At 22.4% G+C, this 1,310-nt stretch carries 1 protein-coding gene; it reads left to right on the top strand.

Annotated features, from left to right (window positions below; translation table 11 throughout):
• The first annotated feature begins 470 nt into the window (after nt 1-470).
• Nucleotides 471-1,091: a TetR/AcrR family transcriptional regulator gene (locus RMB03_RS00585; RefSeq protein ID WP_311073131.1), complete on the top strand. Its 621-nt coding sequence runs from the start codon at nt 471-473 to the stop codon at nt 1,089-1,091.
• The last annotated feature ends 219 nt before the right edge of the window (nt 1,092-1,310 follow it).

Here is a 1,310-nt window from a genome sequence, read left to right as displayed (position 1 = left end):
GCTTGAGTATTTACCGCATAACCAGCAACCATTAATGCAGCAAGAAGTGATTTCTTAATATTCATAATAAAACCCTTTTAAACTTTAAAAATATAAAACACTCACCACAAAAAACTTTTATTATTTTTTAAATTTAATAAAAATTAAAATGTGATGCTGTTTGCGCAAAATATACAAAATGATAATTGTCTCGTAAACACCAATTACATTTATTAAAATTAAAACTTTAATTAATAAAATACCCAACATTCAAAACAAAACATAACCCACTGTTATTAAATTATTTTTTTAAATCCATATAAAAATTCAACAGTCACCTGACTGAATCAACTCAGTCAGGTGACTGTTTTAAAATGATTAAATTAAAATAAATCTTGATTTTTTTAAAAAAACACATATTTTATTTATAAAAATTGAGACACTAAAACTTAATATTTATCACCCACTTCCTTTAAATTGGAGAAATAAAAGTGCCACCTTCTTCAGACAAAAAAAAATTCACTGAAAAAAATTTAATTTTTGTAAAAAAAATAATGTATACATCAAAGAAAATATTAATAAATGAAGGTTATAGTGGATTAAGTATGAGAGCCATAGCTAATAGGATGAATATTCATATTAGTACTATTCAGCACTATTTTAAAAATAAAAACCAATTAATTGAATATTTATTTAGAGATATTGCTCTTGAATTCAACGATAAGATCAAAGGTATAACGAATTCATTGACAGATGAAGATCCTCTATCACGATTTTTAAATTTTATAAATACAATTCTAGATGAAATGGAAAATGAAGAAACATACATACTTTTCATTGAATTAATTTCTTCAGCTCAAAGATTATCATCTGGAAAAAACATGTTAAATAAAATACAAAGCCAATACTTAGATACAATATACAAATTAATTATAAATATAACTCCATCCATATCATTCAATGAATATAAAAATTATGCACAAATTATTTCAATGCAAACTCAAGCTTATTTAATAAACTTCTCCAATCATAATGATGAACAAAAAAATAAATATTTAAGAAATTCACTATTACAATATTTCTCATCCCTAGTAACAAAAGTTCAAAATTAAAACAATATTCAATAAAAATAAATGCAAAAAAAACACATAATCAATTAATATTTTCTCAAAATAAAAGATTTATTTTAAAAGAAGAGTTTTAAATATTTATCAATCGGCTGAAAAATTAAAAAATAATACTTAGGGCATCCAAAAACTACTTAGACTACAACTGCAAAATGAAAAATGAAAAATGAAAAATGAAAAATGAAAAATGAAAAATGAAAAATG

Source organism: Acinetobacter sp. V91_7 (assembly GCF_031799075.1).
In the GTDB taxonomy this organism is placed as follows: domain Bacteria; phylum Pseudomonadota; class Gammaproteobacteria; order Pseudomonadales; family Moraxellaceae; genus Acinetobacter; species Acinetobacter calcoaceticus.
The sequence above is the reverse complement of the archived record's forward strand: the minus strand, read 5'-3'. Positions and strand labels throughout refer to the sequence as shown.